The sequence below is a fragment of the Phyllobacterium sp. MT110 genome (assembly GCF_058792715.1).
Window position 1 is genome coordinate 223,239 of the sequence record NZ_JBXAFE010000005.1, and the last position, 13,674, is coordinate 236,912.

13 protein-coding genes are annotated in these 13,674 nt (G+C 58.4%); 6 read left to right on the forward strand and 7 right to left on the reverse strand.

Annotation, left to right across the window (positions count from 1 at the left end; translation table 11 throughout):
* The first annotated feature begins 1 nt into the window (after position 1).
* The 4 genes from AC1Q5O_RS20845 to AC1Q5O_RS20860 are packed head-to-tail and all read left to right on the forward strand — an operon-like array spanning position 2 to position 4,079.
* Complete coding sequence (locus tag AC1Q5O_RS20845) at positions 2-304, forward strand: VirB3 family type IV secretion system protein (RefSeq protein WP_288191817.1); 303 nt, start codon at positions 2-4, stop codon at positions 302-304.
* Entirely contained in the window at positions 301-2,721 is a 2,421-nt protein-coding gene (locus AC1Q5O_RS20850) for a VirB4 family type IV secretion/conjugal transfer ATPase (RefSeq protein WP_492565610.1), read from the forward strand. The genes AC1Q5O_RS20845 and AC1Q5O_RS20850 overlap by 4 nt, the downstream gene beginning before the upstream one ends.
* A complete protein-coding gene (locus tag AC1Q5O_RS20855) occupies positions 2,718-2,903 on the forward strand; it encodes a hypothetical protein (RefSeq protein ID WP_492565612.1) in 186 nt (61 codons plus the stop codon). Before AC1Q5O_RS20850 ends, AC1Q5O_RS20855 begins: the two co-directional genes overlap by 4 nt.
* 3 nt (positions 2,904-2,906) lie before the next feature.
* Positions 2,907-4,079 (forward strand): TrbL/VirB6 family protein, encoded by a 1,173-nt coding sequence (locus AC1Q5O_RS20860; protein ID WP_492565614.1) that lies wholly within the window; start codon positions 2,907-2,909, stop codon positions 4,077-4,079.
* 120 nt (positions 4,080-4,199) lie between these two features.
* Here the strand turns inward: AC1Q5O_RS20860 and AC1Q5O_RS20865 are convergent, their stop codons facing one another.
* The 5 genes from AC1Q5O_RS20865 to hglS all read right to left on the reverse strand — a co-directional run bounded on the left by AC1Q5O_RS20865 (position 4,200) and on the right by hglS (position 10,706).
* Positions 4,200-4,385, reverse strand: a complete 186-nt coding sequence (locus AC1Q5O_RS20865; RefSeq protein WP_105737844.1) for a hypothetical protein — start codon at positions 4,383-4,385, stop codon at positions 4,200-4,202.
* A 41-nt stretch (positions 4,386-4,426) separates the two neighbouring features.
* Entirely contained in the window at positions 4,427-4,720 is a 294-nt protein-coding gene (locus tag AC1Q5O_RS20870; protein WP_426136614.1) for a hypothetical protein, read from the reverse strand.
* A gap of 270 nt (positions 4,721-4,990) precedes the next feature.
* Positions 4,991-7,378 (reverse strand): bifunctional diguanylate cyclase/phosphodiesterase, encoded by a 2,388-nt coding sequence (locus AC1Q5O_RS20875; protein WP_492565616.1) that lies wholly within the window; start codon positions 7,376-7,378, stop codon positions 4,991-4,993.
* A 324-nt stretch (positions 7,379-7,702) separates the two neighbouring features.
* The gene (gene amaB, locus AC1Q5O_RS20880) at positions 7,703-9,214 is read right to left on the reverse strand and encodes an L-piperidine-6-carboxylate dehydrogenase (protein ID WP_492565618.1); all 1,512 of its coding nucleotides are present in this window, start codon (positions 9,212-9,214) and stop codon (positions 7,703-7,705) included.
* An 88-nt stretch (positions 9,215-9,302) separates the two neighbouring features.
* A complete protein-coding gene (gene hglS / locus AC1Q5O_RS20885) occupies positions 9,303-10,706 on the reverse strand; it encodes a 2-oxoadipate dioxygenase/decarboxylase HglS (protein WP_492565620.1) in 1,404 nt (467 codons plus the stop codon).
* 124 nt (positions 10,707-10,830) lie between these two features.
* On the opposite strand from hglS, the gene AC1Q5O_RS20890 reads away from it, so the two are divergent.
* Positions 10,831-11,736, forward strand: coding sequence for a LysR family transcriptional regulator (locus AC1Q5O_RS20890; RefSeq protein ID WP_288191811.1), 906 nt, complete (start codon positions 10,831-10,833; stop codon positions 11,734-11,736).
* A gap of 147 nt (positions 11,737-11,883) precedes the next feature.
* Positions 11,884-13,167: an NAD(P)/FAD-dependent oxidoreductase gene (locus AC1Q5O_RS20895; RefSeq protein ID WP_492565622.1), complete on the forward strand. Its 1,284-nt coding sequence runs from the start codon at positions 11,884-11,886 to the stop codon at positions 13,165-13,167.
* A 26-nt stretch (positions 13,168-13,193) separates the two neighbouring features.
* Here AC1Q5O_RS20895 and AC1Q5O_RS20900 read toward each other — a convergent pair whose 3' ends face one another.
* On the reverse strand, positions 13,194-13,418 hold the full coding sequence (locus AC1Q5O_RS20900; RefSeq protein WP_464662456.1) for a type II toxin-antitoxin system HicB family antitoxin: 225 nt from the start codon (positions 13,416-13,418) through the stop codon (positions 13,194-13,196).
* On the reverse strand, positions 13,415-13,657 hold the full coding sequence (locus AC1Q5O_RS20905; RefSeq protein WP_492565625.1) for a type II toxin-antitoxin system HicA family toxin: 243 nt from the start codon (positions 13,655-13,657) through the stop codon (positions 13,415-13,417). Before AC1Q5O_RS20905 ends, AC1Q5O_RS20900 begins: the two co-directional genes overlap by 4 nt.
* Positions 13,658-13,674: the final 17 nt, after the last annotated feature.

Consider the following 13,674-nt stretch of genomic DNA (forward strand, 5'->3'; position numbering starts at 1 on the left):
GATGATCCCGGATGATGCGCCAGATCTCGTGCCTCTGGTCAAAGCCCTGACCCGCGCGCCGACGCTGTTCGGGGTTCCCTACATGTTCGCCATGTTCAACATCGTCGTGACCGCATGCACATTCCTGGCAACGAAGAACCTGCTCATGCTTTTGCTTGTCCTGCCGATCCACAGCCTTGGTTACTTCCTGACACTGCTGGACGATCAGATTTTCACCATCCTGCGCGTGAAGATGTCGAAGGCGCCGCCGCAATCCAAAGCGGTCTGGGGCATCAGAAGCTATGCAGCCGGTGACCGTCCATGACCAGCCATCCTGTCAGCCGGGAGATGCGGTTTGGTTCGTCGAGCCAGCGCGAGCGCTCCGTTGCAGCTCACATCCCCTACACACGCCATGTGGATGACACGGTGTTGCGCACCCGGGATGGCTATTTGTTGAGCGTTTTGAAACTCGACGGCTTCTGTTTCGAGACCGCCGATATGGCGCAGTTGAACGGCAAGCTGGAAGCACGCAACACCCTGTTGCGATCCCTCGGCAGCAGCCGCTATGCCGTCTATGGCCATATGATACGCCGCCGCATTCAACCGGGCCTCGCGGGCAGGTTCGACAACCCCTTCGCCGATGAATTGAACCGGCGATACATGGCGCAACTCGAGCAGCAGCGCATGTTCGTCAATGACATGTATGTCACCATCGTCCGCCGTCCCCTGCGCGGTCAGGTCGGCGTCATCGACAAGGTGACGCGGCGTCTGTTTGCCAAGGCGTCCGATGATGGCGGGGCCTCCGGCGAAGCGCAGGATCTGCGCGAACTGCAGGATGCCGTTCTCAACATCCGGGATGTCCTGCAGGATTACGGCGCGCGATGCCTTGGTATTCGCGAACCGCAGCCGGGGATCTATTTTTCCGAACCGCTGGAGTTCCTCGTCCAGATCGTGAACGGCCTGGAACCGGTCAAAATGCGGTTGCCGCGCATGCCGCTTGACGGGGCGCTGGCGATGAAACGGCTGCACTTCGGCCGCAATGCCATCGAGTTCGTCGGATCGACCCCGCCTGACAACAGCAGGCTGGGCGCCATGCTTTCCATCCGGGAATATCCACCCTATACCGGACCGCTGCTGCTCGATGGGCTTTTGAAGGTCCCGCATGAGTTTATCGTCAGCCAAAGCTTCGCGATTGTCGACAAGCCTGTGGTGCAGGCGCAGATAGAGCGCGTCTCCCGGCAGATCGCCATGGCCGATGAAGCCGGTTCCGTGGTGGGCAGCCAGCTCAACAGTGCCCGTGATGAACTGCTGGGCGCGCGTTCGATTTACGGCAATCACCATTTCTCCATCATGTGCCTCGGCGACGACAAGTCAGAGCTTGATCACTGCATCCGCGCCGTCGGCGCCACCCTGACAGATCAGGCCATTCTCTGGTTGCGCGAAGACCTGAATTGCGAACCGGCCTTCTGGGCGCAATTGCCAGGGAATTTCTCCTATATCGCCCGCTCGGCCATGATCTCCTCGAAGAACTTTTCCGGGTTCCTGTCATTGCATAATTTCCCGAGCGGAAAATCCGACGGCAATCATTGGGGCAGCGCCATTTCGCTGCTGGAGACGACGAGCCAAACCGCCTATTTCTTCAATTTCCATGTGCGCGATCTTGGAAATTTCACCATGATCGGCCCCTCCGGTTCCGGCAAGACGGTGGCTCTTTCGTTTCTGATGGCGCAGTCGCAACGCATCGCGCCAAAACCGCGCTGCATTTTCTTCGACAAGGATCGCGGTGCCGAAATCTTCATCCGGGCACTGGGAGGCAATTATGCCGTCCTGGAGCCCGGAGAGCCCTCGGGCTTCAATCCGCTGTCCCTGCCTGACACCGGACCCAACCGCGAGTTCCTGTTCCAGCTGTTTTCGCTCATGGTGCGGCGGCCGGACGGCGCAAGGCTGCCCGCCGGGGAGGAAAGCGTCCTCCGCTCGGCCATTGCGCAAATCTTTGCCTCAGGTCCGGACATGCGCTCGTTGGACGCCTTCGGTTCCCTGCTGCGCGGGCGCCTGCGCGCCGGCGGCGATGATCTTCTCTCCCGTTTCGACAAATGGCTGCGCCCGGGCCAGCTTGGCTGGTTGTTCAACAACCCCAGGGATCACTTCACATGGTCCGATGTTGCAGGATTTGACATGACAAAGGTGCTCGATGATCCGCTCATCCGCAGTGCGGCGCTGATGTATATTTTCCATCGGCTGGACGAATTGCTCGACGGCAACCCGCTGCTGATTTTCCTGGACGAGGGCTGGCGGCTTCTCGATGACGATATTTTTGCCGCCTTCATCAAGGACAAGATGAAGACCATCCGGAAGTTCAACGGCGTTGTCGGCTTCGGCACGCAAAGCGCATCGGACATCGCGTCCTCTGCGCTTGCCAATACGCTGATGGAGCAGAGTGCAACGCACATCTTTTTCCCCAATCCGCATGCCGATCTGCAAAGCCACATCACGGGCTTTGGTCTCTCGGCACGGGAAATCCAGTGGATACGGACAGCCGACGCGTCAAGCCGGTCGTTCCTGATCAAGCATGGACGGGAATCGGTCATTGCACGCCTGCGTCTGAACGGCATGGATGACCTGATCAAGGTTTTATCCGCCCGCGCCGATACAATCGAGGAACTGACTGCCCTGCGCCGTCATCTGGGTGATGATCCGCAGAAATGGCTGCCTGCCTTTTGCCGCCCCGGAGACAAGACATGACGTTTCGCACCATCTGCCTGCTGCTGTGTATCCTGATGACGGGCACCGCCTGCGGGAGCGATCAGAGGTTGAAAACCCCCTGTTCCCCCGGTTTGTTCTCGTTTGCCGCAACGACACGCGATTGCGGGCCGCTCAGGCCGGTGAATGAAACGCTGGTTGCCTTGTTCGGATTTGAGACCTGAACCATGGCCTTGCCGGAAGCACCCAATTACATCGCTCTGATGTCGGACAATATCGATCGTCTCGGCAGAAGTTTCACGGCGTCCACATACGGGGCTTTTGCCAATCAGCTCACGCCTGTCTTGTCCGGGCTGCTGGTGCTCTATCTGGTATTCTGGGGATTCCGGTTTTGGCAGGGCCGGGGTGAAAGCAGCGTCATTGACATCGCCTTCCGCCTGTTTCGCATCGCCATCATCTTCTCGATTGCCACGGGATGGGGGCCAATTCAAACCTTGGCATATGGTGTCATCTCGGGCATTCCCACGGCCATCTCCGCGGTCATGATGAACAACATCGTCAATGTCGGGCGTGGCGCCATGTCGCAAACGACGGTTGAACGGGATCTCCATGATTTCTATCAGATAGCGCTTATGGCTTCGGCGCGGATGTCTGCGCCGGTCTCCGGTGTGGTCACGCCAGTTCCGGTGGCAAAACAGGCGCCGCCGGATGCCGATTCCGCAGCCAAATCCGGCCCGGGCATCAGGGGAGCGCTGCCGGCAGACGGGCTGTTGTCTTCCCTGCATTCCGGCATTGTCTGGATCGCTGCAGCCTTGTTTGTCGGATATGCAGTTTTCCTGATGCTGTTCTCGAAGCTCGCATTGTGGATCGTCCTGGCTTTGGCCCCCGGTTTCATTGTGATGCTGCTGTTTCAGGGTGTGTCGCGGTTCTTTTCCGGCTGGCTGAGCGTTGCCATTCAGACAATGCTCGTGCCGATTTTCTTCTATGCGTTTCTGAGTTTCTTCCTGCTGATCATCAAAGAGGTTGTGATCGCCTTGAAAGTGTCGATGGATCTGGGGGCGGTTCCAACCGTCAAGGAAATCGCACCCTTTGTGCTGGTCTGTTTTTCGGGATTGTTTCTCCTCGCGCAGATTGTCCCATTGAGCGCCCGCATAGCCGGCGGCGCCCAACAATGGATCGGCGATGTCTTGCAAGGCGGGGCCGGCCGGATGGTCCCTGCCTCCCTTGCCGCCGTGCGCGGAAACAGCGGGAGGGCGACCCGCACAAAACCATCGGGCATGAGCCCGGTTCCACCGGGGATGCAGGGCACCCCGTCATCCCTGTCCGAGATGAACGATACGTTGATACGGGATATTCAGGACCGGAACCTTGCGATAAACCGGCAGACCCGCAACCGGTAGCGATCCCCGCCGAGGCAGGTCAAGCGTGCAGATGATCAAGCGTCAAAGCAAAATGATGCCAGTCAACGGCGTCCGCTGACCAGCATCATTTTAAGGGTCGTTCAAATCAAGCCGCTGTTGTTACATCTTCTTTGCATGATGACGATGATGGCGATGATGCTTCTTCATGTGGCGATGATGCTTCTTCATATGATGATGCTTCTTCATCGGTGCTGCCGATGCCGTGGTGCTGCTGGTGGCGAGCACAGGCGCAGAGAATGCAAGGGCAAGTGCAAGACCAAGTGCTGTGTAGAGTGACTTTTTCATAATGCCGTTTCCTCTCAGTTGGGGCTGTTGTGATGCAACCGTCAATTATTGGCGGGTTGCACACCGAGTACTTTCAGTGCTTTTGCAAAGGTCCGTATGCCCTGTGCCTGCCGATTGCTTGCACAAAAGCGGATAGCCTTTTTCTGCAGTGATTTTGCCTTGGCCGCCCGGGGAGCCTCGGCATGCTCGATGATTGCCTGATGAACTTCTGCCTGGAATTTCACGCAAAGCTCTTTGCGTGATGGTGGCCGCTCTGCAGCAAATACACTGTCAGCGCTTGTGGAGAGCATCATTCCGGCTAGCAGTATTGTTGGTAAAGTCGAAATATTTCTCACGGCCACCTGCGGGAAGAAGAAATGTATTCTTCTGTGATTCGAGAATACAAAATCATTTTACTTGCTCTTTATGGAGCGGGAACATTGCGACAATATTTCCGGTTTGTAGCGTTTTGTTTCCGTGATGTTTCTAAAATGAGGCGGCAATATTCCGACGCGTAAAGCAGTACCGTGGCTGAATCATTTGTCGCGGGAAAAGGTGGGCCAGAGGTGCCGTGGGCCAATCGATGGAACGCGGCTCCCCTGTGCGGCGCCGCGTCCAGAACGATGTCAGAGTGCGACGAGTTTCTTGTCCACCGGTTGCGTCCCGTCGCTGACGAGATGCCGGAAACCCTCCATGGGGCCCGGCATGCCCAGATAGAATCCTTGCCCGGCGCTGCATGATTCGCCCATCAGGAACTCCAGTTCGTCCGGGGTTTCAATGCCTTCGGCAAGAACCGGCATGCCCAGACCCCGGCCAAGGCCGAGCACCGCCTTGACGATGGCGGCGGCCTGTTCGTTCTTGTCGACCGATTTGATGAAGGAGCGGTCAATCTTGATCATGTCAAACGGGAAGGCGCGGACGTTCGACAGCGAGGAATAGCCCGTACCGAAATCGTCCATCGCGATACGCACGCCGAGTGTCTTCAACTGGCGCAACGTGGTCAGGGCGCGGTTGGTATCCTTTATAAGTGCGGTTTCGGTGATCTCGAGCTCAAGCCGGTGTGCCGGCAGGCCCGTGTGCAGCAAGGCGCTGTGCACGCGCTGGGTGAAATCGTGGCTGTAAAGCTGCACGGCCGAGACATTGACGGCAACAGACAGGGGCTTGTCCCAGCTGGCCGCTTCGCGGCAGGCTTCCCGCAACGCCCATTCGCCAAGCTGCAAAATGATACCGCTCTCTTCGGCGATGGGGATAAACACCGTAGGCGAAATATCGCCCTGGCGCGGATTGTGCCAGCGCATCAGAGCTTCGAAGCCGGTGATCGCGCCTGTGTCCATCCGGATCTGCGGCTGATAGACCAGCCGCAGCTCATTGCGCTGCAGGGCATTGCGCAGGTCGTGCTCTATCAGGCGCCGCTCCCTGGCCTGGGCCCCCATTTTTGCTTCAAAGAAACGATAGGTGTTCCGGCCTTCCGCCTTGGCCTGGTAAAGGGCCGTGTCGGCCTGGTTCAGCAAGGTTTCGCGATCGGTCGCGTCGACAGGAAAGATGGCAATACCGATGCTGGTTGAAATCAGGAAGCCGATTGGGGAGTTCGAATTCTCCGACTGCAGTGCTTCGAGGATTCTGTCAGCCAGGCGGCAGGCCGCCGTCGGTGTGACGAGCCCGGGGACGAGAACGGCAAATTCATCGCCGCCAAGGCGCGCCAGCATGTCGTCCTTGCCGAGCAGCCGCGTGATGGCCGCTGAAACCCGCTGCAATATATCGTCGCCGGCCGCGTGGCCGAACAGGTCGTTGACCTCCTTGAACCGGTCAAGGTCGAGGCAGAACAATGCGAGATAGGTTTCTTCGCCGCTTGCCGCAGTTGCAATCAACTGGTCGAGACGGGCATTGAAATTGCGGCGGTTGGGCAGCCCGGTGAGCGCGTCATGGTGCGCGAGATAGCTGATGTGCGCCTCCGCTTCCTTGCGCGAACGCAGGTCGCGGACCGCAAGAGCGCGATGCCATTTGCCATTGAAGTCGATCGTGTGGGCGATGAGTTCCACAGGGACGAGTTGGCCATCGCCGCCCACAAGATCGGCCTCGATCAGTTCATTCTGATCACTCAGCAATTTGGAGCGCAGGCGCGTATCGGGCAGGAAGGTTGCCAGCGAGGTGCCTTCAAGGGAGGCGCTCTCCATGGTTGCCAATGTCAGGAAACTTTCATTGACGGTTACAATGATGTCTCCGTCGCAGATGACCAATCCTTCCACTGCTGCGTTGACCAGCTTGTGCATGCGCTGCAGTTCAAGCTTGTTTCTGCGGTTATGAACGTCGACCGTGAATGCAATCGAACTGGCGACGAGAATAAGGGTGCTCACCAGCGCCACGGTTATGGCAATAAGGCTGGCGGGTAATGCATTTGCCGGAACGGAGATGGACGAATCCGGAATGATCGCGACAGCACCCATGGCAATGAAATGGTGGCTGCAAATCGCCAGGGTCAGCATACCGGCTGCCGCATGACGGGTTTTGTTCTCCGCTTTGGCCAGCGCCAGGCGGACGGCGAAAGCGCCAAGGACAATGCCTGTACCAATCGACACCGCGACAAGAGTGGGGTCCCAGGTAATTCTGCCTTCAACCTCAAAGGCAGCCATGCCGGTAAAATGCATGGCGGCGATGCCGGCGCCGATAATGGCACCGCCGGCAAGATCCGCATTCTGCCATCTGGCGGTGATTGCGGTATGCGCACCAAGGCCTGTGACGAGCACGGCTATGACGAGGGATAGTATGGTGAGAAGGCCATTATAGCCGTTGGGGAGGCCGGGTGAAAACGCCATCATCGCAATGAAATGCGTGGCCCAGATGCCGAAGCCGCAGGAAACCGCGGAAACGCTCAGCCAAACGGCCTGATGTGCCGAGTTGCGGGCGTGGCGAAGAAGATCAACAGCTGTCAGGCAAGAAAAGATACAGATGGCGGCGGCAAGAAAGACAAGCCTGATATCGTGCTGATTGACGATACAATTGTATACTGTCAACATACGTTTGTTCCCTGCTATGAATTCTTTTCTTGGATAACTCTATTGTTTGTCATCTTAAGTCTAACTTAAGAGGAGAGTTATTTGCCGTTTTGAACAGGTTTGAAATGGTCAGAGTGATATTTAAGTAAACAAATATAAAATGAGCGTACGAAGTATTTACGCAAATGAATGGATGGGATTATCCAAAGTATAAAATTTTAATAAAACATGCAGCCTGCTAGCGATGACTCCATTCGAATAGACGCTGCTTGAGCCTTGTCTCGACAATAAGAAGCCCCCGGACTGAAAGGCCGGGGGCTGTATTGTTGCAGTCAGGGATATCGATCAGTCGATGTCGAAGGAAACACCCTGGGCCAAAGGCAATGCCTTGGAGTAATTGACGGTGTTTGTGGCGCGGCGCATATAGGCCTTCCAGGCATCCGAGCCGGATTCGCGGCCGCCGCCCGTTTCCTTTTCGCCGCCGAACGCGCCGCCGATTTCAGCGCCTGAGGTGCCGATGTTGACATTGGCAATACCGCAGTCCGATCCATCCGCGCTGAGGAAGCGTTCGGCTTCCTGCAGGTCGAGGGTGAAGATGGACGACGACAGGCCGGCGCCAACCGCGTTGTGATCGGCAATCGCCTTGTCGAAATCGCTGTATTTCATCACGTAGAGGATTGGAGCAAAGGTCTCCTCCGTCACCGGCCCGGCCTGCTTCGGCATTTCGATAAGGGCAGGACGGACGTAGTAGGCATTCGGATGCGATGTATCCACGCGGGCGCCGCCGGTAACCTTGCCGCCGTGGGCGACGGCTTCCTGCACTGCCTTCTGCATGTTGTCGAAAGCGGCTTTGTCGATCAACGGGCCGACGAGGGCCGATGTCTCGATCGGGCTGCCGACGGAAACGCTCTCGTAGGCCTTCCTCAGGCGTGGGACGAGCGTGTCGTAGACGCTTTCGTGCACGAAGAGGCGACGCAGGGTGGTGCAGCGCTGACCAGCCGTTCCCATGGCGCCGAAGGCGATGGCGCGCAGCGCCATGTCGAGATCGGCTGACGGGCAGACGATACCGGCATTGTTGCCGCCGAGTTCAAGGATCGAACGGGCAAAACGCTTGGCCAGACGCGGGCCGACTTCGCGGCCCATGCGGGTCGAGCCGGTTGCCGAGACGAGCGCAACCTTGGGATGATCGACCAGGGCTTCGCCGATGGTCCGGTCGCCCATCAATGTCTTGGTCAGGCCAGCCGGTACGTCGCCGAAGCGCGCGACCGCGCGGTCGAAGATGGCCTGGCAGGCGAGGGCGGTGAGCGGTGTCTTTTCCGATGGCTTCCAGACAACGGCGTTACCGCAGACGAGGGCAAGCGCCGTATTCCACGACCAGACGGCAACCGGGAAGTTGAAGGCGGAAATGACGCCGACAACGCCGAGGGGATGCCAGGTTTCCATCATGCGATGCCCCGGACGTTCCGTTGCAATGGTCAGGCCGTAGAGCTGGCGGGAAAGCCCGACCGCGAAATCGCAGATGTCGATCATTTCCTGCACTTCGCCGAGCCCTTCGGATGGGATTTTTCCCGCTTCAATCGAGACGAGGCGTCCGAGTTCCGTCTTCTGTGCCCGCAGCTCTTCGCCAAAGAGGCGAACAAGTTCACCGCGCTTGGGTGCCGGAACAAGGCGCCATTCGCGGAAGGCCGCATCGGCCTGTTCAATGGCCTTGGCTGTATCGGCCGCCGAATGAATGGCAATATCGGCAATCTTCTCGCCGGTGACCGGGCTGTAGGAAGCCATTGTTCCACCGGTATAGGCGGCTTCGGCCACGCCAAGCTTTGCGAGGAGTGTTTTTACATCTTGAGCAATCGTCATTTTGCCTTCCCTTTACATATCTTTTGTCTGACCGTGCGGTGAGCGCCGGACTTTTGCCGGAGAGGCCGCAATAAGGTCAAATGAGTGTTCAACTTGCAAGTGCCGCAGGGCGCAGTATTTGCAGGCATTGTTGGATGGAGGCCTGTTCGAGCCCGGCATAATGGGCAAATTCGTCGAGGACCGCCGTACCGAGATCAGCCTCGAATTCGCGCTGGCTGGGGCTGGCGACAAATTTCTGGCTGGCTTCGTCACCAAGATTGGACTGGAAAATACCCGCTGCGCTGACGGGGAGAAAATCCTCGTAGACGATAGGGTCGAACCGCACGGCACCGCGTGCGATCAAGGTCTCGATATCCCCGGCCTCGCGCGTGGTCACGCGGCCCGCAAAGCTCTCGACGACCGAATAGCGGAAGTAGCCGAGACCGTCGCGGCGAATGTCCGCCCAATTGTCGGGAAATGCTTTGAACGTGTCCGACAGGGCGGCGATATAAGCTTTCGCGTTGGAGCCATCAGCCGCCGGACGAATGATCTTGCGCGTGTCATTCAGCAGCCTGTCATAGAGGGCCCGGCCCTTCGGTGTCAGTGCAATGCCGCGCTGCTCGATTTCGCCAAAGCGTGCGGTATGCGAGCCCGTTTCCCATGTGCCGTCGGGGTTTTGAAACGATACATTCTCTTCCAGCGCCTTGAACGATGTCTGGCGCAAGAGGATGGGGCAGGTGCGCGTGGGCGGGCCTTCAATAACGGCTTTGGGAGAAATGCCGTGTTCCGGCATCAGCTCCTGCACCGCATCGATGTCGAGGGTGCGCGGCGTCAGGTGATTGATGTGCGGTCCCTTGAACGAGACGACATCGGCAATGAGCCGGTGGGCATCGTGCAGGCGCTGGTAAAGCGTGCCGCTGACGCTCGCCCGGTCGTGCCAGCGAAATGTCTCGAGAATCTCGCTCACGAACATTGCCGCGTCGTCAGAACCAAGGCCGCCCTCAGCTTCAGCCTTTTCAACGAGCGCGATGGCCTTGTCGGTAAAAATCTGCCGCGCGTCCAGAATGGCGCGCGCCTTTTTTCGCAAGCCGGCATCGCCGATCAGGTTGAGGCGCAGCAGCGACGTGAACACCCGAAACGGATTGATCTTCAGCGCGGCATCATCGACCGGACGGAAAGCCGTGGAATGGACGGGAACGCCTGCCTCGCTCAAATCGTAATAGCCGACGGGATACATGCCCATAACAGCGAAGACGCGGCGCAGCATGGACAGCTCTTCCGGCGTGCCGACGCGGATCGCGCCATGGCGCTCTTCCGATATGCGGTCGAGCGTATCGGTTTCCTGCAGCTGGTCTTTCAATTCCGGTGAAGCTGCCAGTGTCTTGCTGTTCACCTCGGCAACCAGGGACATGAGTGTGCCGTAGGCAGGAACCTCTGTCCGGTACATGGATGACATGGCGGCCGAAAAGGACGCCCTGATCACGTCGGATGACGTAAACGTGCCTGATTTCATCGTGTTCTGTTCCGCTTTGTTGCTGCAACAGCATAAACTATCGCTGTCATGCTCAAACTGGATTATAGAGTGATGATATCGCCAAAGATTGCGATGAATTGAACTGGGTTGATGCGAGATAAGAATGAAGTTGAGCCGCCGTCTGATTCCTGACATCGATATCCTGCAAACCTTCGAGTGTGCGGCGCGCCATGGCAGCTTCACGCAAGCGGCAAAGGAGCTGAACCTTACCCAGAGTGCCGTCAGCCGCCAGATGAGCGAGCTGGAAAGCCAGATCGGCGTCCTGCTTTTCGAGCGTATCCGGCAACGGGTGGTTCTGTCCGACGCCGGGCAGAAATTCCTGCCCGAAGTGCGCCGCCTGCTTGGGCTGACCGAGGAAACCATGCTGCGGGCCATGGCGGCATCGCAATCGGCGTCATCCCTGAGCATTGCAACATTGCCGACCTTCGGCAGCCGCTGGCTGATGCCGCGCCTGCCGGATTTTCTGCGGCTCTATCCAGATATGGCCTTGAGCGTTGCATCGCGCTCGCAACCCTTTGATTTCGAGGAAGAGCCCTTTGATCTGGCAATCCATTACGGTCAACCGGTCTGGGCTCATGCCACCTGCACATATCTTTGCAGTGAAATGATTGTTCCCGTCGGCAGCCCGGAACTGCTGGCCGCCAATCCCGTCGTCACCCCGGCCGAGCTTGCCGGCTCGGCACCGCTGCTGCACCTTTCGACGCGGCCGAAAGCCTGGGCCGACTGGTTTGAATCGGTACAGGCGGAGGTTGTCAGTCCCTATAAGGGCCATCGTTTCGAGCATTTTTCCATGGTGATCGAAGCTGCGCTGGCAGGACTCGGTTTTGCCCTGGTGCCGCGTTATCTCATCGAGCACGAATTGGCGTCCGGCCGCTTGCAGGTGTTGTTCGATCAGCCACTGACGACAGAGAACAGCTATTATCTCGTCGTGCCGGACCACAAGAAGGAAAATCCCATGGCCCAGAGCTTTTTTGCATGGATCGCCGATCAGGTCAGCAAACGTCCCTAGGGTCCAGACCTTGTGGGTCATTCGCCCACCGCATCACCTCTTCAACGAATTTCACTTTCGTTGCCGAAAACGCGGCTTATAAGCAGAATGGACGATGAGTCTGTGCAAGATTGCCGGCAAAGGCCGGACCGACCTGACGGTGACCCCATGCTGAATGATGAACGCTCCCACGGCCTCTGGGAAAAGACCGCGCCGCCGGCGCCCGCAACACAGAAGCTGGCGGGCAATATTTCCGTTGATGTCGCCGTCATCGGCGCCGGTTTTACCGGATTGTCCGCAGCCCTGCATCTGGCTGAAACAGGCGCAAGCGTTGCCGTTCTCGATGCCGTCGACATCGGCTATGGCGGATCAGGCCGCAATGTCGGTCTGGTCAATGCCGGCATGTGGGTGATGCCCAATGACCTGCCGCAGGTTCTGGGGCAGGTGCATGGCGAACGTTTGCTGGAACTGCTCGGCAATGCACCGCAATCCGTTTTCAACCTTGTCGACAAGCACAAGATCGCCTGCGAACTCGAGCGCAAGGGTACCTTGCACTGCGCCGTCGGCAAGAGCGGCGTCAAACAGCTGGAACAGCGGGCTGAGCAGTGGCTGGCACGTGGCGCAGCCGTCCGGTTGCTGGGCGCGGAGGAAACCGCAGAGAAGGTCGGCTCGACCGCCTATGCCGCTTCGCTGCTGGACAATCGCGCCGGCACGATCCAGCCGCTGGCCTATGTACGCGGCCTTGCAACCGCTGCCATTGCCGCCGGCGTTGCCGTCCATACGGGAACCCCGGTGACATCCACGACCCGCTCAGGCGACCGCTGGATCGTCAATACGCCGTCAGGAACCGTGTCGGCTGAGTGGGTCGTCGTGGCAACCAACGCCTATACGACGTCACCCTGGCCGGAACTGCGGGCCGAACTCCTGCATCTGCCCTATTTCAATTTTGCCACGACGCCGCTGCCGGAAGACGTGCGCAACACGGTTCTGCCCGAGCGCCAGGGCGGCTGGGACACCAAGGAGATACTGAGTTCGTTCCGGATGGATCAGCGCGGCCGCCTCGTGTTCGGCAGTGTGGGTGCGCTGCGTGGCACGGGGATGGCCGTCCACAAGGCGTGGGCTGCCCGGTCGATCCGCAAACTGTTCCCGCAGATCAGGGATGTGACGTTTGAGGCGGGCTGGTACGGCCAGATCGGCATGACCAACGACAACCTGCCGCGATTCCATACCCTCGCGCCGAAGATCATCAGTTTCAGCGGTTACAACGGACGCGGCATCGCTCCGGGCACAGTCTTCGGCCGGATCCTGGCTGAACACGTCGCCGGCAGGATATCCGATGCCGACCTGCCTTTGCCGGTGACGAAACCCCGGGAAGAAGGCCTGCGCACCCTGCGCGAGGGATACTACGAAGTGGGTGCCCAGCTGGCGCATTTCGTTGGCAACCGGGTTTAGACCAAATCTGCAGCTGTTTTCGAGCGTTATTTCGCGAGCGCTGGTTTCTGCGATACCGGTGGAATGGGCAATCCGTGATCGGTTGCGGCTTCGAGCCATGCCGTTATGGCATCGTGCGCGTTGCGCACCGCTTCCTCGGGCGTGTTCCCGTCGCTCATGCAGCCGGGTAGATCTGGAACATAGGCAATGAAACCGCCACCGTCTGCATGGGGTAGCGGGGAAACAATCACCGAATAATCATAGTAGGTCATGGTGCACTTTTCACCGCTTCAATGAACTCAATGAGATTGCGTATATATACAGGTTTGATGGGTCTATTAAAAGGCACGGTCAAAATTGCGCGCTGCGACGGATGCGAGATTTTATAGTGGGAACTGCCGGAACGAGGTTTTTCGCACCGCAGTTCAAACTCCATGCAAATCGCTGCAACATCTTCAATCCGCCAATCGGCATTCGGATTGCGTTGCATTTGCTCAAACCGTTTGCTCATAGCTTGATGTCAGTTGC